This is a genomic window from Microbulbifer sp. GL-2 (assembly GCF_007183175.1).
In the GTDB taxonomy this organism is placed as follows: Bacteria; Pseudomonadota; Gammaproteobacteria; order Pseudomonadales; family Cellvibrionaceae; genus Microbulbifer.
In genome coordinates this window covers 4082616-4101197 of sequence record NZ_AP019807.1, presented here as the reverse complement: position 1 = coordinate 4101197, position 18582 = coordinate 4082616, and the positions used below count along the sequence as shown (strand labels likewise).

Here is an 18582-nt window from a genome sequence, read left to right as displayed (position 1 = left end):
ACTGGTCTACCAAGGATTGATCTCAGGGTAGCCTGTTACTTACTAATGCCATTGGATCTGCTTTGACCGCCACTGCTTGTTGAGGTAAGCGGAACCCGTGTGGTATTTGCATTCAATGGCACTGGATTAACGGGTCCAGTCTGCTTTGATTGCTTTTGATGAAAAAGCCATCTATAAGCACAATACTATTGACTCAGGATCAAATATGCAGATTACCCTTCAAGAAATACAGGTGTTTACCGCGGTAGTGGATACCGGCTCAATCACCGGGGCTGCCGAGGATTTGGAGCAAACTGTCTCTGGAGTCAGCCGGGCACTGGGCCGCCTAGAGCGAAAGCTGAAAACGACCTTACTGCGTCGAACAACCAGGCGCTTGGAGTTATCGGAAGAGGGGCGGGCTTTCTTACAACATGCCAGGGGTATCCTCGCATCAGTTGATGAAGCTGAGGAACAGATGGCGGCCCGTGTGGGGCGGCCCTCAGGCCGCCTGCGCGTAGACGCTGCTACACCATTTATGCTGCATGTGATCACACCTCTAGCGAACAGCTTCCGGCAGCATTACCCACAAGTACAGCTTGAGTTCAATAGTAACGAGGGGATAACTGACCTGATAGAAAAGCGTACTGATGTAGCATTCAGGATCGGGAAATTGCAGGACTCAAGCTTGCATGCACGGTTGATTGGCAGCAGCAGAATACGTGTGTTGGCAAGTCCAGACTACTTACAAAATTACGGCTCACCGACAAATGTAGAACAGCTAGCGCAACATATTCTGCTCGGCTTTACAAAACCGGAGCTCCTCAATCAGTGGCCGCTACACGACAGCAGCGAGAATATGCTGCAGATTAAACCTACGATTATCTCATCCAGTGGCGAAACCGTGCGGCATCTGGCACTGTCAGGAGCAGGGATTGCTTGCCTGTCAGACTTTATGACTCGAGGAGATCGCCAAGCTGGGCGATTAGTACAGATCTTGCCCGATCAAACACTAGAAGTGAGGCAGTCTATCAATGCGGTTTACTATCGCAATACGGCACTGTCATCACGTATCACCAGCTTTATTAATCATATTGTAGAAGAGTTAGGTGAGCAGCCTTTTGATGAGTGAGATTTATAACAATCCACATCATCGCTCGATAATAATAGGTAACATTGCCTGGAGAAATAGCTAGTTGTAATTCCAGGTATTTTCTCTGTTTCTCATACATGGGCCCTATATACTTCCTTAAGCTAAAGTTCCTTTACCATAAAGTACTTACAGCCATCCTTGGGGTATCCATCCTGGGTCCATTTCACTTCATAACCTTGATTTTTGTAGAATGGCATAGCCTGGAAATTTAGGGTATCTAGCAAGCATCTTTTACAGCCACGTTTCTTACCTGAACGTTCAGTTTTGCTTAACAATTGGCTGCCAATATTTTGCCCTCGAAGCTCTTTAGATACCCAAAGGGTATCAAGCAAAAGCCAGTCTCCGAAAGACCTTGCCGCTGCTCCGGCAATGACCTCACCAAATTTATTTTTAAGTTGAACGGCGAGAGGTCGCCTTTCTTTAACTTCCCAATTCTCCCAGTTAAATTCATCTATTTTTTTATCCAAAAAATCGATTAATTCCTGCTCAGGATTTTCAAGTATTTCAAAGTCCATAACCTTTTCTCTTTCGGGTAATCTAAAGGGGCGACTGAAAACACAACGCTTTATTTTAAGTATGCTTGTATCGAAAGCAAGATGGAGCGGAATGCCAAATTCTATATGGCTTTTACGGTTCTTTCGTGGCTGATATTCAGGGGATTTTATTGTCCATTGGTGTATTGACAGTGCAGGCAAAAAAAGTTAGTGCCAATAAAATCAGTAGTTGCCAACCGGTAAAATTATGTGGCGTCACTATTCACAATGGATAGTGCCCGATTGTACTAGCTGATCGATTTTTTCTTCAGTAATACCAATTCCTTTCAAAATTTCTCGGGTGTTCTCACCGTAAAGAGGTGCTGCCTGAAACTCCATTGGGGCAGTATCTGGAATAGAAAAAGGCGCACACAGAAACTCAATATGTGTACGTTTTTCACTGCGGGAGTAGGGGATAGATATAATCTTGCCATTGTTACGGACATAGGGGTTGCCCAAGGCTTGAGCAATGTCATAAACGGGAGCGCAGGGAACCTTTCCTTCCATCTGTGTGGCCCATTCTAGGTTGGTTTTCTTCTGGAAATGTTGGTCAAGAGTTTCCGTCAGCTCTTCCCGGTGCTGCATTCTACTCTCGTTGGTTACAAACCGTGTATCATTCTTAAGCGCATCATCTCCCAACTCTTGGCACAGGATGTCCCAGAACTTTTGTGTTAAACAAGCAACATAAAACCAGCCATCGGCAGTTTTCACCAATTGAGATGGTGCCTGTGATGCGTGGGCGGAGCGAGGCTGTTTTTTCTGAACAATCCCCTCATTGAGAAACCATAGACCTTGATAACAAAGGCAGTTCAAGGCGATATCGAACAAGTTAGTGTCAAAGTCACCACCTTTCCCCGTGATTTCGGTACGCAGCAGGCCCGAAACTGTACAAAGGGCGGAATAGACACTGCCAAGCAGGTCAACAACAGATACCCCAACTTTTGTTGGTATTGATCCCGGTTCTCCCGTGACAGACATCCAGCCGGTTTCAGCTTGCATGAGGAAGTCATAGCCTGGCCAGCTTTTTCTGTTGTTATCCCTACCATATGCTGAAAGGTGTGTGCAAATGATTCTAGGGTTGACCGTCTTTAAGTCTTTATAGGTAACGCCTAGTTCCTCTGGCAGTGATCCGCGAAAGTTATCAATTACCGCATCCGAGTTCTTTACAAGGTCCAGAAAAAGCCTCTTCCCTTCTGGCGATCTAATATCGAGCGCTAGGCTCTTCTTGTTGTGTAATGTGGATTCGCCGCTCTCATTGTCTTCCAGGTTTTCATCTAGATATAAGGAGCCCATTTTCCTCAAAGGATTCCCGTTTTGTTTAGGGTCTTCAATGTTGATCACTTCGGCGCCCAGCATAGCTAATAAAGTGCCATGGAAGGAACCTGCCCCCCAGGTTTCGAAGGATAAAATACGCTTATCTTGTAGAGGTAACATTGTGAGCCTTCTGGATCGATAATTTGAAAGTTACTATAAGGAAGTATGTATTGATAACTTATGGACTTGAAAATGAGGGACACTTTAAAAACGGAGCAATACTCCAACTCCTCCATGATATTCATTGTGATAGCTGGCAGAAAAGGACAGGAAGTCCGAATGCCAGTAAGTAAGTTCTACTAGGTATTCCGATTTGGCAAAAGAATCGTATTCGTACTCAAAACCTATGCCGAACTTATCAATGATCGCGATCTCCCGATTGAGCGTCACTCTACCGTTACCGCGATTATCAATCCATATCAGAGAGTTGACTTTGAAAGGTAATAGATAATAGAAACCCGCTACAGCGCGGGTACGATGGGGGCTTAGATCAGTGTCGGTATTGACACCAATAAATCCAGAGAAAAAACGGTTTACGTAGCGGTAATAGCCTAACGTAGCTTGATATTCTTTTTCCCAGTTGCTTTCCCAGGTCAAAAATACATCATTGAGGTTGTTACGTGCTATTGCGAAACCGGTATTCATATTACTTTGCAAGCCGATATCTGCCCATGTATACCAGGGATCTTCCAGTGCCTTATAACGAATTGCTTGAATTTCTGGAGAAACGGCTGTGCCTTCATAATGAACAATACGAGCCATGCCGGACTCCAGATGATAAAGAATATGGCAGTGGAAGAACCAATCCTTCTCTTTATTGGCTTTGAACTCAATCATAGTGGTACTCATCGGGGCTATATCCACTGTATGTTTAAGAGGGGAATAATCGCCCTGGCCATTTACTACCCGAAAAAAGTGTCCGTGCAAGTGCATGGGATGTCGCATCATGGTGTTATTTGTCAATACAAATCGTACATTTTCTCCCTTTTTGATCCTGATATAGGCATCCTCGCTCAAGGTCTTTCCATTCATAGACCAAACATAACGCTTCATATCGCCGGTCAACTTTAATTTCACAATACGGGTAGGGGCATGTTTCGGTAGAGCGCTGGAAGTTACAAAACGTAATTTCTGGTAAGGAGCGGGAGGACGATTTAGTTCATTGCCGCCCGTTAGTATAGGGCCCTCGATATTTGTAATATTCTCTGTATTTAATTGATTTTTATAATTGATATTATCGCGTCTGTTTTTAATGCGCTTAATTATTTCAGTGCCTACATTGGCGGCATAAGTATAGATATTTGGTTTTTCGATAGTTGGTGCATAAATTTTTTCGCCGTGTCCAATCCAGCTGGATGTATAGTTCGAACCATCGTAGTTAGTGGCACGAAACTCCAGGCTTTCATCTTCAGGCACGGTGACCAATATATCGTAGGTCTCAGCTACAGCGATTAACATCCGGTCCAATTGTATTGGCTCTACGTCCTGACCATCGGCAGCAATAACCGTCATTGGACCACCGGCATAACTCAGGTAAAAATAGGTGGAGGTGCTGCCATTAATTACTCGTAGCCGAACTTGACGACCTGCAGGTTGGAATACATTGAAGTCCGTTAAACCGTTAGTAATAACCCTGTCATAAGCAATATCAGATACCTCGGCATTGACTAGAGAATACAGGTTGCGTTTAGTAACATTGCCTATGGTTCCCGCTTTTATCGCACCAATGAGGGTCTGCGCATTACCAGTGCGAATAGCAAAGCCTTCATTATTACGCTTGAGTTTTCTCAGGGTTTCCTCCGGGCGCTCATCATTCCAATCCGCTAACATAATAATTTGATCGGCAGGTGCATTGTCGGGACGCTCTTTAGGATGAATAATGATAGGACCGGTTAAGCCATATTGCTCCTGTAACCCGAAGTGTGAGTGATACCAGTAGGTTCCGCTTTGCTTGATGGGGAATTCATAGGTAAAGCTGTCGCCAGGCATGATTGGAGCATTGGTTACGTAGGGAACTCCATCCATGTTGTTTGGCACTAAAAGACCATGCCAGTGGATTGTAATGGGTTTTTCCATGCGGTTTTCGACATGCATTATAGCGTGGTCCCCTTCGGTAAACTCTAGCGTAGGACCAGGTAGCTGGCCGTTAATAGTAATGGCTTGCACCGTTTTTCCGGTAATATTTCTGGGCTCACGGTCAACGACCAGTGTATATTCCACATGTTTTGAAAATGTTGGCAGTGATAAAAATACTAATAAAAGCAAACTTGCCCACAAGAACAGAGTTTTCATCAACGTAGGATTACTTGAAGGGAAGGGCATGGAACATTAACGTGTTTGTATTTAAATAGCATAGCTGCGGCCTCTATCTTTATCCTATGTAGGCCATTGTTCAATAGGCATTGTGCTTTCTAGGAGCATTCATGCCAAAACAAATTGAAATCAATATCAGTGATTTTATTTTGAACTTACAGTTAAGAGAGTATCCTCATCGCGTAGCAAATACAGAGCAATGAGAGCCGCCAGCATTGGGAATGCGGCAAAAAACAGAAGATTTGGAACTTCCCATGGATTTAGATACTTATTCCAGGCACTAACTGTTGAAACCGTATGCATAATCAGCACAAGCCCATAGCTGAGACGCTTCTTGAAGCCCACTAAGAAAGCAAGAATTATAGCGGCTTGAATGATGCCAACTATATATACAGTACTATTAGAAAGACCCGGAATTTGGTAATAGCGTTCAAAAATGCTTGAACCATGCTGGGGGTTAACAAACTTATCCAGTGTCCACATGCCAAGTACAAGAAAAGTAGAAATTCGTAATAGAAAAAGAGAGGAGGTAAGTCTGGAGGTTGATGATTTCATGAGGCCCGGCTCCTTTTATACGCTAGTAACCATTAAAAAATATATGTACTTACAGCAACATCTTGTATAGGCGCTCACATCAATTATTGTTGCCGACGCGACTACCTAATCCACCTTTTTTCTAAACTCGCTGTCATTGTTCGGAAAACATCCCTTTGCCTACCAATCTGAAAACACTGACAAATACTAGTCAGTCAATACATTCGCTTCGGCTCTGAACCAATGCCTGGTCCTGTTAGTAAAGTATACCAGTGACAACATCACTGGCACTTCCACCAGCACACCTACGACAGTGGCCAGGGCCGCACCCGAATGAAGGCCAAATAAGGAAATAGCCACCGCTACAGCTAACTCAAAGAAATTTGAAGTCCCGATCATTCCAGCCGGAGCTGCAACACAGTGCGGTAGCTGCAGTCCTCGGGCACACAGGTAAGTGATCGCGAATATACCGTAAGTTTGAATCAGTAGTGGAATAGCGATTAATAGGATAGTCTGAGGCTGGCCTAAAATCGCCTCAGCTTGGAAACCAAACAGTAATAGCACGGTGCATAGCAGACCTACTATCGACCAGGGTCTAATTTGGCGTAGAAAATTCTCTACCTGGTTTTCACCGTTGCGCTTCTCTAGTTTCTGTCGAGTTATAACACCTGCCATCAATGGTAGAATCACGTATAATCCAACTGACACCAGTAAGGTTTGCCAGGGCACTTGGATATCGCTGATACCAAGTAATAGGGCAGTTATTGGCGCAAAGGCAAAAATCATTACTATGTCATTGATAGAAACCTGGACCAGGGTGTAATTGGGATCACCTTTAGTGAGATGACTCCAGACGAATACCATTGCTGTGCAAGGTGCCACACCCAGAAGAATCATGCCCGCTATATATTCGTCAGCTGATTGGGGGTCGACCCATCCAGCGAATAGTACACGAAAAAAAAGCCAGCCTAAGGCAGCCATAGTAAACGGCTTGATCAGCCAGTTGACCACCAGAGTTAGCGCTAGCCCTTTGGGATGCTTGTGAACCTGTTTGAGGGAAGTAAAATTAATTTGCACCATCATCGGATAAATCATTATCCAAATGAGTAGCGCTACAACTAAATTGACGTGAGCAATGTTTAAATTGGCTACTAAGGTAAATATTCCAGGGAACAAACTTCCCAGAGATACGCCAGTAATTATGGAGAGGCTAACCCAAAGTGTCAGGTAGCGCTCAAAGTATCCCATGGCGCTTGCCGGCTTCCTGAAAAATGGTTTTGATCTGTTCTCGAGTCATTTCCTCAAAATTCTGCTGTAGCAGATACTGTATACGCCGCTCCAGGGTAGAAATGATGCTTGAAAAGAGTGCCTCTTCTTGGACTTTGTCATCGAGCTGTGTTGGATCCGGTAAGCCCCAATGTACTTTGATCACATTGCCTAACCAGGTGGGGCAGCGTTCATCCATGACCTGATCGCACACGGTAATTACGATATCGGGTGACAACTCACTGACAGAGCCCCAGCCTGTGCTGATTAAGTCTTCAGTTGGATAGTTGTATTTACGTAGATATTGTAGAGTAGAGGGATGAACCGTACCCGCAGGATGGCTACCAGCACTACTAACACCAAGCCTGTCTCCCGCCAGTTTCCGCGTGATGGCTTCTGCAAGAATGCTCCGACAGGCATTATGAGTGCATAAAAACAACAAGTTCATTGGCTACTCTTTCAATATTATGGTTCTTGTTGCCGTCTTAACTGGCGCCGGGCTTAGCCAGAACTTCACCAGTATTTCACTGGTGACGCTTATACCGTTCTGTCGTCATTAGTTTGCTATGATAAAGGATAGGTTGGCTTCAAAAGTTCTGCCACAGAAACTGATATGCTCTGCAATACCTCAATCTGTAGATAGAGCGACTCTTTGGGCCTGATATCAGAATACATTCAATCCAGGTATGGCTGCTTCCTCAGGGAATAGGCAGTGGTGCAAAAATATCGCTAGACCGGCATCACCTGTCCATAGGGAATATCGACCTTGCCCATAGTATTTCCTGGCTTCACGGCATTGTTCTATGGCCATCATTGCAAAAGCTCTCGCTTTATCTAGCCAATGGGCATTAGCATATCTTTTATATAAATAGAGGAACGCGTAGCCATTGCCTGCAGTCCCATGACAAATATTTGATCCCTTTCGTAGTGGGCCAGCCTTCCAAACCAGATTGCCTCCCATTTGCATCAATTGCTCCAATAGATTATCTGTCGTGGATGTTCTAGTTGGTATCGCAGCCATTGAAGTAATGACTCCAGCGGCACCATGGCACCACTGAATCAATAATTTATTACTCGGCTGTTGATCGTATAGCTGCCAATTTACTAGATTCGAAGTTATTAAAGCTGCACGATTGAGTGTAAAAATGCTGCGTTTAAGAATTGAATTGCTGACATCTCGGTCGAAGAACTCTTGACCCTGTAAAAGGATACTGGTATTACCTGCGACGCCATGACAGGCACCATAGTACCGACGAGAGAACCCAAAAACTTCACTTGTCCATAACCATTGGGAAGAGTTTTCATCAAGCTTCCAAGCCTTGAGGAGTGAAGATGCCCCTTTTAGATAAAGCTCACACCAGCGCTTATCACCTGTTTTATGGTAAAGAAATAAGGCAACATGCATCATACCAGTCTGACCTGATGTGATATCAAAGTAGGGCAAATCAAGCATTTGCTCCATGCACTGAATAATACGGTCTTCAACTTCTCGTTCAGCAGTATTGGCTAGATATGTAGGAACCAATATTCCTAATTCTCCCAGTTGCAAACCGGCTTCCCAATTTGAATTATGTGAGAGGCGATATGCTTGAAGAATAGTCGGTAGATTTTGCTCAAATGTGATCTCTGTATAGCCGTAGCGACGTAATATTTGCATCGCTGTGATTACCCCTGAAGCACCCGCATAAGCATCCCACTTTGGTTTTGCACTTCCATAACTCTCAGCGTCAAGGGGATGTGTGGGCCAGCTGCAATCCTGCTGAATTGAATGTACAAGGTCCTCGACGATTGAATGAATAAAGAGCTTTACAGAACCCGGATCCCATTCATGCTTACCAGGCTTAAAGTGGCGTGCAGGGTCATATAAGATTTTTTCTGCCTCTAAATTCATAGTATTTATCTGCGGGAAGTGATAAGGCCAATGAGGCCGAGCATACTCAACCAGAATTAGGCGAATGTAAACTCAGCAATAAGCTGCCAGCTGCATCACGAGATTAGGTTTATAGTGACGTTACCGATAGCATGCCTTCCATTCGTCGAAGTGATTGAGCCCAACTGACTGCCGCCAACTTCTCGTAGTCAGTGTTGAGAAGTGTATGTGTCAGAGAAACGACGGTGCCAAGTTCACTGCCCCTGAATACAACTTCGACTAAAGACGAATTCCTTTGTGGCTTGGTACCGTGTGGTAAATCAAGATTGCAGTGCTCATAAACTTCAAAAACCAGGCGTTTTGGTCTGTCGACACTGCGATATACGCCAGACATAATACACGAGTTGCCGTTTGGGGCAGTCATCTCAAAAGCGAATTCCCCACCGGCCTTCGCTGTGAGATTTAGCACGCGCATCGTGAAGCCGTCAGGTCCCCACCAGGCTTCAACCATACTTGGTATAACCCAGGCATCAAAAACCTCACTCGGTGTAGCTCTCACTGTATAGGTGATAGGTTTGGTTTGAACTTCACTTGGAAGAGAAAAGTCGATCACTATTGCACCTTTTTATTGTTTGATAATGGTTTTGTTACAATATTTCATTATTGGGCTCCAGTGAGACACAGTCTACTTCACAGACACCTACGATCCAAAGCGGATACTTTAGAGTGAAGTTGTCGCGGTTACTCAGCCTTCCTACGATCAAACCAGAAATAGTTACACATTGACTAAATTTTTGGCACTCACTATAGTTATCTAAAAAGCTAACTATACCTGTCATGGAAATTCAGCCTTGCACGCTGCAACACACCAAACGGTATTCAGTCTCTAGAAACCATTTTTTGCCAAGAGTTTTGGTTTAACAGTTAACTTTCTCGAAAAGGGAAGCACCAGGGTGCCTCCAACAAGCTATGACAAAAATGAGGAAGATCGACATTGCCTCCCTCGAAGCCACCTGCACAGGCAATTAAGCGCAGAGGGAGGATTTCCGGTGCCAAAACGGGACATTACGGTGAACGCGGTGTATACGAGCGTACCTCTGAATCTTGAAGTGTGGAGGCTTACAGACAGGATCAGCATCTCACTTCCGATGTGGCATTCACATCTGATCTAGAGGAGGCAATCGCTAAAGTTTCTCATATGCCCTGTGCGGTCGCCCAATGCTTACTTGAAGTCTGGCTACTCAAGACGATTGGCCAATCATGGCTATTTCAACACCTGGAGGTTTCATAAGCATGATTAATATCCATGCAAGCAATGAGGCTGAGAGAACTTCAGCTCAATCAGACCTTAAGAAGTTTTACCACGGCTCGCGAAAAAATCTCAGCATGGGAGAAGTCGTTACACCTGGTGACCCATTTGGCGTTACAGACGACAATACTGATGCGTCATTCACCTATATGTCGCCCGATCTGGATGTAGCCATATGGGCTGCAGAACTTGCCGAGGGCAATGGGCCGCCGAGAGTATATGTTGTTGAGACGGATAGTGGTATTGAGGATGCGACCGAATTATTTGCCAAAAGAGCACCGGGCCACCCTTATATGTCATATCGATCGAACGAACAAGTACGAGTCAAATCGGAAGTCCTAGAGTGGACTTACTATCACGGGACACGAGCAGACCTCAAAATAGGGGATATGCTAATGCCGGGAGGCGATCCCAACTTCGGTAAAAAGGCGCTTGGTCATATTTATTTGTCTCGGACACTTGATGCTGCAATTTGGGGGGCTGAACTGGCGCTCGGCAACGGCCGTAAACGGATCTATATCGTGGAAGCGACGGGCCCAATCGAAGATGATCCCAATGTGACCGATAAAAGGTTTCCAGGTAACCCTACAAAGTCATTCCGATCTCGCGAACCTCTGCGCGTGATAGGCGAGGTAAATGAGTGGCGAGGACACCCTATTGAAGCACTCGAAGCTATGAAGAATCGCATCGCAGAGCTAGTCAAACAGGGCTTGGGTCCTATCGACGATTGACAATATATAAGTAACAACACATTACCAATATAGGAGTCAATCCCACGTCCTTGATAGTAATGGCTTTTAGGTACATCCCCAAACCTTAGGCATTGCCTAACGATTTTTCATCTATATACTTAGATAGATGGGTAACAATCACGAAAATCTGAATACCGTTTTCCAAGCTCTGGCAGATCCGACACGTCGTGCTGTCATTCAGCACCTGACAAGCGGACCAGCATCGATCACGGAACTCGCCGAACCATTTGCAATGGCACTGCCTTCTTTCATGAAGCATATTGGTGTGCTGGAGGATGCGGGATTGATCCATTCCAAAAAAATTGGTCGGGTGCGAACTTGTGAGATTAAACCGAATCAATTGACAGCTGCGGAAAAATGGATCAATACACAGACGTCACTGTGGGAAGGCCGGCTGCAAAGAATGGCGAGCTACGTTGAGGCACGGGCTGCCAAGGGGCAGGATAATTGACTACATCAGAAATGCATTTGCTTGTATTACGAATCCTATAGGCCACTACTCACTATTCTAACGAGAACCAGAACCGTGTCATTGTCAGCTGGTGCTATAACGAATCTGTTCTTGGCGAGCATATTCATTGTGCAGTGGGCTATCCGGTACCCTAAATTACATGGATTGACGGCTCTTCCACCCATTGAATGCTAGGCGCATGCTAACTCCCTTACTCATTTGAACCATTTATTAGTTATCCATTGACCTAACTATTGTTGTTTTTTATAGTTATCTAAATGGCTAACTAAGATGGGTGTGGAGCCGCCATTGCTTAACTAGCAAGGGTGACAGAGGGAATACTATGAACCTGCAGATACTCCATGACACTATATCGATCAACAAAACAATAAAAGCGCCAGTAGAACATGTGTTTTCAGCATGGGCAGACCCGAAGGCCCGCTCGATATGGGGGGCGCCCTCTGAGGATGTAACAATCGAGTTTCTCGAAAGCAACTTTCGTGTTGGAGGGGTTGATGTTCATCGGTGTGGTCGAAAGAGCAATCTTCGATTCCTTGTCGAAACTCGCTACTACGACATCAGTAGACCAAACCGACTATTGTTTACCGAGCGCGTTGAAACCGATGACGAGCAATTGAGCTTATCTACGGTCACCGTGGAGATTGAGGACTTTGGGAAACTGGTAGAACTGAACGTAACTGTACAGATCGTCTCCCTGGTTGGTTCAGAGATGATCGAGGGAACACGAAAAGGATGGGAAAAGGCCATCGCCCAACTTGGGGAGTTCGTGGAAAGTCCAGAACGAGAAATAAGTTGACCTACCAGAGCTTTCAAATGTAAGTCTTGGTGCTGATCAAAGCTACGGCAGCGGCTGAGGTGGGTAAGATGCACCACAAACAGCATGTAATGCAACTTCGCACCTACGATACGTTCGCAAAGGATGCAAGGATCATAGAAATAACCCCCGTTGAAATATTCTGGGCAGAGCATTTCGCTTTACTGACGGATAAGTACGGAATGCCGTGAAAATTGAATTTCGAGGGCACCAGGGCAGAAACCGCGAGGGAAGGGAGCAGACCTGAATGAGGAAGCTAGTTTCACATTTAATTATGACGCTCGACGGAGTTATCCAGTTTGATTCGGTCCATAAACAAATAGCTGAGCTTCGGGATAATGATGAAGTTCTCGATAACTTTTTCTCAAAGGTAAAAAACGAAGATGCTATGTTGCTTGGGCGAAAAACGTATGAAGATTGGAAAGATTATTGGCCTACATCTGACATTCAACCCTTCGCTGATCATATTAATGGTATTAATAAATTTGTCATTTCCAATACTTTACGTAAAGTTCATTGGGGCGATAGGAATAATATCTCCCTGGTTCGCAACGATCATTTGGAAAAGATATCTGCCCTAAAAAACCAAGCTGGTAAAAACATAGGAATTCACGGCAGCGGCAAGCTCGTATCCTCCCTTCTTTATGCGGGAATTCTGGATGAATTAAGGCTGGAGATTTACCCGGTAGTCGCTGGCTCCGGTGATCGGCTATTCCCGGAGGGCAGCGCGATACTCTCCTTAAAGTTATTGGATCAAACGGTAACAAAAAGTGGAGTTTCGATAATGACATACCAGCCTAGCGCAGAAGTAAATCCTGCATATCTGAAGGGTGGTGAAGAGATTGCAAATCAACAGTCAGTGCCAGAATAGAGGATAGGGCTAAACACCGAAGGCTAAGGAAAACGTAAATGGCCATGATTTCAAATGTCGAGGATTTTTTCGTGAAAGGCTGCGGGCGCTGTGAACGTTTCGCGACCCCCGATTGCTCTACCCAGAAATGGCAAACAGGCCTAATCGAGTTGCGCCGGATATGCCTGAGCATGGACCTGGAGGAGGTCGTTAAATGGGGCCAGCCTTGTTACACATTTGCCGGTCGGAACATCGTTATTCTGGGGGCATTTCGAGAAGAATTCCTCATTAGCTTCATGAATGCAGCCCTTTTGAAAGATCCCGAAGGCCTCCTTCAAAAACGCGGCGCCAACGTTCAGCACGCTCATATGATCCCCCTAAAGGCCAATGACCAGGTGGAAAAACTCACACCAGTCATGCGAGCCTATATTGAGGAAGCTAAGGGTTATGCTAAGGCGGGCGTTAAGCCCCCAAAAATAGAACGCGATATCGAGCTTCCCGATGAATTGATAGAAGCGATGGATGCCGATCCTGAGCTTGCGGAAGCGTTTCATGCATTAACACCGGGGCGTCAGAGAAGCTATGCCTTCAACCTAAATTCAGCCAAAAAATCGGCTACACGCGTTTCGAGAATAGCGAAGTTTCGAAACAAAATAATCGCTGGAAAAGGCGCTATGGAACGGTAGAAATGGAGCTATGGATTATCAAACCACTACGGGGCAACAAGTCTTGGTAACTTGGCCTAGGTGATCTTTATCATGCTTGGCGAGTTAACAGAATATCTTTCTCGGGAGAATACGGAGGTCGCCATGCATGATTAACACCAAAGGGGCAGAGGTTTTTATCGAACCTGAAGGCGGGCGAACTTATGATATGGGACGCATCGCGGCTATCTTCAAAGCTGACGGCGAGGAGACAGCAAATCAATGCGCAGTGTCGGAATGGTGGATTGAACCGAACACTAAAGGCTTTGGGGTACACTCGCATAAATCTGAGTTTGAGCTTTTTTATGTGTTGGAAGGCAGGATGGCATTCCTGGTGGATGATCGGTGGCGCGATGCGAAAAAAGGTACGTTCATTTTCATACCTCCCGGTGTCCAGCACGACTTTGAAAACCGTAGTGATCAGCGTGCTGGTGTTCTTAACGTCTATATGGGCGGACCGTTTGAGATGAGCATGCCCAAAATCGTCGAGTGGTTCGCGGAGCACCCGCCGGAGGACGCTATATGACCATAAATGCCAATACCACCTAATACAGAGCCTAATTGAAAATAGTCAACGTGTTTACAGCTACATATGTGAACTTTAATTTTCATTGGTTCGAAAGAAGTCTTGGTTCGAGATCACCAACGATCTTACCGAAACATGAGCGATTGGCATGAGACTTTCAATACACCAAACAATCAAACCATCCAAAGTATGAGGAGAAGAAATATGACTGAACTCGTCAACTGTCTGTGGTTTAACCACGGCGAAGCGAAGAAGGCAGCGGAATTCTATGCCGCCACCTTTCCAGACAGTTTTGTCGACCGAGTTAATCAAGCGGTAACTGACTATCCCGGCGGTCAGGAAGGCAACGAACTCACTGTCGAATTCACCGTACTCGGACGCAAATTTCTCGGCCTGAATGGCGGTCCAAATTTTACGCCGAATGAATCGGTCAGTTTCATGGTTATTACCGAAAACCAGGAAGAAACCGACTGCTACTGGGAGGCAATTGTTAGTAATGGCGGGCAAGAAAGCGCCTGTGGATGGTGCAAGGATCGTTGGGGACACTCCTGGCAAATTACGCCTAGGCAGCTTCTAGATCTTACAACAAACCCTGATCGAAATAAGGCGAAACGGGCCTTTGAGGCGATGATGACTATGCGCAAGATCGATATCGCAATGATCGAGGCGGCGGTCGAGGAAGTTTGAACTCACAGAGAAGCTTTCCACTCAACTTATGACCGGGAGTTGATTATGATCGAAATTCAAAGCAGGAAAACTAAGCAGATCTCTGGAGTCATCCGGCACATTGTGTCGCCCATGGCCTGGAAGGATGAACTCGCTAAACTCCGCAAGGCAGAAAAGGAGCTGACCCATGCGCATGATCGGTTGGCAGAAAAACGCCGGCATTCGGGGTGGGTGAAGGTCGACCAAAATTATGCCTTTACGGGCCCTGAAGGCGGCCGAACTCTGGCTGAGCTGTTCGACGACCGTACTCAATTGATCGTTTACCACCATATGTTGAGGCCCGATGATCCCAGCCCCTGCGAAGGCTGCTGCATGGTAGCCGATCAGATACCTCATCTTGCACATCTGCATGCGAGAGATACCTCTCTTGCCTTCGTTTCAAGAGCGCCGATCATTGAGATAGAGGCATTCCAGAAATGTATGGGTTGGGCAATCCCTTGGTACGAGACGAAGGATAACTTCAACGCTGATTTCGACGTGACTACTGGATTTGGCCTCAACGTCTTTTATCGCGATGGAGATGATATCTATCGAACCTATTACACGGACGGCCGAGGTGTTGAGACACTTGGCACAGTGTGGACGCTCCTAGATCTCACGCCACTTGGTCGCCAGGAGAGCTGGGAAGATGCCCCCGAAGGTACTCAGCAGACACCGCCTTATCATTGGTGGCGGAGACACAATGAATATGACTGATAAGGGTGTCTGCCACGTATTGTCTAGTTACAACGGGAGGAAGCTTTTACCTGCTCACCCAAAAAACGGGCATTGATTATAAAAGCGGCACTCAATGACGGTCTGCTTTTAAGCATACTGGATGTAAATTATGCGCTTTCTGCTGCTGTTGACAGGAAGTGATATCGGGTCTGCGTTTTGCCGTTGTCGTTCCAGATTATGATTCCACTCGTTTAGGAGAAACAGAACGTGAGACGTTTAGTTGTTTGGAATGTAATGACGTTAGATGGGTGCTTTGAAGGCACCAGACCCTGGGCGCTGGACCATCACGAAACAGTGTGGGGGGACGAGTTAGAAGCCTTCTCACTCCACCAGGGCAATGAGATCGGCACCTTGTTATTTGGACGCCGTACCTATGAGGGGATGGCCGATTATTGGCGGAATGAAACTGGTCCGATTGCGGATATGATGAATACGCTTGAAAAGGCTGTCATCACGCGGACACTCCATACAGCTAGCTGGGCAAATACGCGGCTTTTAAAAGGTGAGGCTGCAGAGTATGTTCGAACCCTTAAGGAAGAAACGAAAAAGAAGGATATCTTTGTATTTGGTAGTGCAGACCTTGTAGCTACTCTGTTTAAAGAAGGCCTTGTCGACGAATGCCGGATATGCCTCGCGCCCATCGCCCTTGGAGCAGGCTCGCCTCTATTTAAAAACGACTCCATCCAGAAAAACTTTGAACTCATAGAGGCAAATGCCATTGGTTCGGGCGGGGTGATCCTTCGCTATAAATGCCTGACGGGAGACGGAAAATCAGAAGCATTGGTGAATTGAGAGTAGGGGACAAGACTATTCCATTTCCTTAACCCGCTTACTGCGTCCACTTTCATGCCGCTCACGCATATCCGAATCGATATACCGATCAGTGGTAGCCATACTCGCATGACCGGCGTCGTCACGGACATGTTCACGGGGTCGGTATTTCACATCTTCTGAGATACCGGTATGTCTCAGCCAGTGTACTGTTGCGGCCTTCAGGTCCTCGGCATCTTCACCCAGGCCTTCTTCCAGCATGCGCTGGTAGGCTGCATCAAAACAGTTTTGTACAATAATTCGTACCTGCCGTGTACTTGTAACCGGGCCTTTACCTCGGAATTTTTGCACTAGTGGTGTCTGTTCGTTGATACTGGGCAGAGCAGGGAGCTGCAAATGGTTTCTGTAGCGCTTCAGGGCGTTTAACATTTGGTCACAGACGGTGATGGCTCGGCCTTTATTCCCTTTTCCTGTGACATGAAACCACCAGTTTCCGTCGCGATCTTTCTTGAAATCACCCATAACAGGAGCTGATCTCTCATCGGCAACCAATTCAGAGATTCGCAGATACATGGCGAATAGGGCGTTCATAATAAATAAGGTACGCTCATGGTCACCAGGTGACATTTCAGCCATGACCTCGGCGGTTTCCAGTACGTAATCCCATTGCAAATTACTGATACGGCGTACTACCTGGCTTTGCTGTTGGCGCCGCACAAACTTACTTTTCTGGCGGATTAGAGCTACAGGATTGGCTGGGACCAGGCCTTCCTGATATAGGAAGTCAAAAAAGGATGACAAAGCGGTAAAGGTGCACTTGATAGAGGCCTGGGATGAACGAAAGTCTTTAGGTGAAGCCGTCTTACCAGCTCGAAACTCAACCTTAGAGACACTGACTACAAATGGTCGCCAATCTGCATTTACTTCGCGCTCACCATTACGTGTCTTGAACCTGGCTACGTTTTTGGTACCGATCCAAGCGATTGGTGGCTCAATGCAAAACTGTACAAAGTCCTCAATGTGTTCGCGTTTGAGCGTCATGATTGATGCTTCTTCAACACGCCACGTCCATTGCAGCAGCCGTTCGATCTCACGGCGGTAACTATTAAATGTTGCCTGGCTGCCGTTGTAGCTGTATAGAAACTTAAGCGCGAACTCCAGATCAGTATCAGCACCAGGGATCTGCTTTTTGAGATACCGGCCCGATGAAAAGCTTGTGCAGCGAAATGGATTCTCAAGATTGCTGAGGTTGTCGATGATCGGCGCTGGAGGTTGGCTGGTGGCAGACATAAAAATACTGGAGGTTGTTGTTTGAATGCGGCTAAGTATACGGGAAAACACTCCACTTACAAATATTCCGATATTCACAAATATCGGAATTACCACAACCTATTGATCCCCCTCACGTTTTCAATTTTTTCTTGGCAGCTAATTCCGATAGCCAAGTTTGACCCTGTTTTCCGAACGATTGATTGCGGTGTTCGTGTCGAACAGTGATCAGATCAAGCTCTCCGATGATTTCCTGTAGCGCTCCCATTAGGTTAATCAGGTCGGTGTTTATGCTCGCGAGGAAGTCCCGAAGTGGCTGTACCTCGTTAGCAAAAATGGTTAAGTGCAGAATCCTCACTGACCTTCGTGTTGATCGCTCGAAGGATGCATCATTAGATCCATACGAATACCCAATTCATCTGATGAACAGAAACAAAGTTGACCATTTAAACGGGATGGTGATATCTCCCCGATTTAATAGGAAATAAAAGCAGACTGCATGTCGTTTCTTACATTACTCTCAGCAAGTTCCACTTCCTTTAACTTATCCTTGATAAAAGCACGGGCATACCCACCCATTCACCCTGAACAAGCCCAGCTAGGCTCTGCTCTATCCAGCTAAATTTCTCATCACACAGACCTACCACTTTTGCCCGCTTGTAATACAAGTGAGAATTATTACCGTATAAGGTCATCACTTACAGGTGTTACCG

The 18582-nt window shown here is 45.9% G+C and carries 19 protein-coding genes and 1 pseudogene; 11 read left to right on the top strand and 9 right to left on the bottom strand.

Translation table 11 applies throughout. The features are described from left to right. The first annotated feature begins 205 nt into the window (after nucleotides 1-205). A complete protein-coding gene (locus tag GL2_RS17780) occupies nucleotides 206-1108 on the top strand; it encodes a LysR substrate-binding domain-containing protein (protein WP_143732015.1) in 903 nt (300 codons plus the stop codon). Between the two features lie 122 nt (nucleotides 1109-1230). Here the strand turns inward: GL2_RS17780 and GL2_RS17775 are convergent, their stop codons facing one another. The 8 genes from GL2_RS17775 to GL2_RS17740 all read right to left on the bottom strand — a co-directional run bounded on the left by GL2_RS17775 (nucleotide 1231) and on the right by GL2_RS17740 (nucleotide 9572). Next, a complete protein-coding gene (locus GL2_RS17775) occupies nucleotides 1231-1644 on the bottom strand; it encodes an N-acetyltransferase (RefSeq protein WP_143732013.1) in 414 nt (137 codons plus the stop codon). A gap of 237 nt (nucleotides 1645-1881) precedes the next feature. Then, nucleotides 1882-3096, bottom strand: a complete 1215-nt coding sequence (locus GL2_RS17770; RefSeq protein ID WP_143732011.1) for a CaiB/BaiF CoA-transferase family protein — start codon at nucleotides 3094-3096, stop codon at nucleotides 1882-1884. A gap of 84 nt (nucleotides 3097-3180) precedes the next feature. Continuing rightward, nucleotides 3181-5268: a multicopper oxidase domain-containing protein gene (locus GL2_RS17765; RefSeq protein ID WP_172621193.1), complete on the bottom strand. Its 2088-nt coding sequence runs from the start codon at nucleotides 5266-5268 to the stop codon at nucleotides 3181-3183. Nucleotides 5269-5433: 165 nt separating this feature from the next. Then, on the bottom strand, nucleotides 5434-5844 hold the full coding sequence (locus GL2_RS17760) for a hypothetical protein (protein ID WP_143732007.1): 411 nt from the start codon (nucleotides 5842-5844) through the stop codon (nucleotides 5434-5436). 186 nt (nucleotides 5845-6030) lie between these two features. Continuing rightward, on the bottom strand, nucleotides 6031-7071 hold the full coding sequence (gene arsB / locus GL2_RS17755; RefSeq protein WP_143732005.1) for an ACR3 family arsenite efflux transporter: 1041 nt from the start codon (nucleotides 7069-7071) through the stop codon (nucleotides 6031-6033). Beyond that, entirely contained in the window at nucleotides 7058-7537 is a 480-nt protein-coding gene (locus tag GL2_RS17750; RefSeq protein WP_143732003.1) for an arsenate reductase ArsC, read from the bottom strand. Before GL2_RS17750 ends, arsB begins: the two co-directional genes overlap by 14 nt. Nucleotides 7538-7753: 216 nt before the next feature. Next, nucleotides 7754-8980 carry a LanC-like protein gene (locus GL2_RS17745; RefSeq protein WP_143732001.1) on the bottom strand — a complete coding sequence of 409 codons (1227 nt, stop codon included), beginning with the start codon at nucleotides 8978-8980 and terminating at the stop codon, nucleotides 7754-7756. A gap of 109 nt (nucleotides 8981-9089) precedes the next feature. Next, nucleotides 9090-9572 carry an SRPBCC domain-containing protein gene (locus tag GL2_RS17740; protein WP_143731999.1) on the bottom strand — a complete coding sequence of 161 codons (483 nt, stop codon included), beginning with the start codon at nucleotides 9570-9572 and terminating at the stop codon, nucleotides 9090-9092. A gap of 647 nt (nucleotides 9573-10219) precedes the next feature. On the opposite strand from GL2_RS17740, the pseudogene GL2_RS22465 reads away from it, so the two are divergent. From GL2_RS22465 to GL2_RS17695, 10 genes and pseudogenes are all read left to right on the top strand, one after another. Beyond that, nucleotides 10220-10555 (top strand): annotated as a pseudogene (locus GL2_RS22465) (NAD(+)--rifampin ADP-ribosyltransferase); the annotation flags it as partial. Between the two features lie 6 nt (nucleotides 10556-10561). Further along, nucleotides 10562-10999, top strand: a complete 438-nt coding sequence (gene arr, locus GL2_RS22025) for an NAD(+)--rifampin ADP-ribosyltransferase (RefSeq protein WP_232053858.1) — start codon at nucleotides 10562-10564, stop codon at nucleotides 10997-10999. Nucleotides 11000-11126: 127 nt separating this feature from the next. Continuing rightward, the gene (locus GL2_RS17730; RefSeq protein WP_143731995.1) at nucleotides 11127-11471 is read left to right on the top strand and encodes a helix-turn-helix transcriptional regulator; all 345 of its coding nucleotides are present in this window, start codon (nucleotides 11127-11129) and stop codon (nucleotides 11469-11471) included. Between the two features lie 343 nt (nucleotides 11472-11814). Further along, nucleotides 11815-12288, top strand: coding sequence for an SRPBCC family protein (locus tag GL2_RS17725; RefSeq protein WP_143731993.1), 474 nt, complete (start codon nucleotides 11815-11817; stop codon nucleotides 12286-12288). Nucleotides 12289-12553: 265 nt separating this feature from the next. Beyond that, complete coding sequence (locus tag GL2_RS17720) at nucleotides 12554-13177, top strand: dihydrofolate reductase family protein (RefSeq protein ID WP_143731991.1); 624 nt, start codon at nucleotides 12554-12556, stop codon at nucleotides 13175-13177. 38 nt (nucleotides 13178-13215) lie between these two features. Continuing rightward, a complete protein-coding gene (locus GL2_RS17715; protein ID WP_197736472.1) occupies nucleotides 13216-13842 on the top strand; it encodes a YdeI family protein in 627 nt (208 codons plus the stop codon). Between the two features lie 127 nt (nucleotides 13843-13969). Continuing rightward, the gene (locus GL2_RS17710; RefSeq protein ID WP_143731989.1) at nucleotides 13970-14386 is read left to right on the top strand and encodes a cupin domain-containing protein; all 417 of its coding nucleotides are present in this window, start codon (nucleotides 13970-13972) and stop codon (nucleotides 14384-14386) included. A gap of 204 nt (nucleotides 14387-14590) precedes the next feature. Continuing rightward, nucleotides 14591-15073 (top strand): VOC family protein, encoded by a 483-nt coding sequence (locus tag GL2_RS17705; RefSeq protein WP_143731987.1) that lies wholly within the window; start codon nucleotides 14591-14593, stop codon nucleotides 15071-15073. Nucleotides 15074-15118: 45 nt separating this feature from the next. Further along, a complete protein-coding gene (locus GL2_RS17700; RefSeq protein WP_143731985.1) occupies nucleotides 15119-15808 on the top strand; it encodes a DUF899 domain-containing protein in 690 nt (229 codons plus the stop codon). Between the two features lie 228 nt (nucleotides 15809-16036). Continuing rightward, on the top strand, nucleotides 16037-16621 hold the full coding sequence (locus GL2_RS17695) for a dihydrofolate reductase family protein (RefSeq protein WP_143731983.1): 585 nt from the start codon (nucleotides 16037-16039) through the stop codon (nucleotides 16619-16621). Nucleotides 16622-16636: 15 nt separating this feature from the next. On the opposite strand, the gene GL2_RS17690 is transcribed toward GL2_RS17695, so the two are convergent. Beyond that, nucleotides 16637-17890: a site-specific integrase gene (locus GL2_RS17690; protein WP_143731981.1), complete on the bottom strand. Its 1254-nt coding sequence runs from the start codon at nucleotides 17888-17890 to the stop codon at nucleotides 16637-16639. Between the last annotated feature and the right edge of the window lie 692 nt (nucleotides 17891-18582).